Genomic DNA, 297 nt, shown 5'->3' on the forward strand with positions numbered 1-297 from the left:
GTCAGCTGACAGCGGGGTGATCAGCTCATCAGAACCATCAGGCATTAGCGTTATCGGTAGCGTGAAATGGAAATCTGGCTCCAGCGAACTCGATTGTCAGCTGACAACGGGGCGATCAGCTCATCAGAACCATCAGGCATTAGCGTATTCGGTAGCCGCTGGAAACCGCATTATCGGTATCGAGAAATGGAAACCGGCCACCTGCAATCGAGTATTAGCATTGCTCAAGGCCATCATGACCTGGGCAGCCCGTGCCGGACTGATCAAGGACAATCCCGCCGCCTTGGTGTCATTGCT

1 protein-coding gene is annotated in these 297 nt (G+C 53.9%); it reads left to right on the plus strand.

Annotated features, from left to right (window positions below):
- A partial coding sequence (locus J9892_RS17640) for a hypothetical protein (RefSeq protein WP_210538639.1) occupies positions 1-297 on the plus strand: 297 nt, incomplete at both ends.

The sequence above is a fragment of the Aeromonas sp. Prich7-2 genome, assembly GCF_017939255.1.
In the GTDB taxonomy this organism is placed as follows: domain Bacteria; phylum Pseudomonadota; class Gammaproteobacteria; order Enterobacterales; family Aeromonadaceae; genus Aeromonas; species Aeromonas caviae.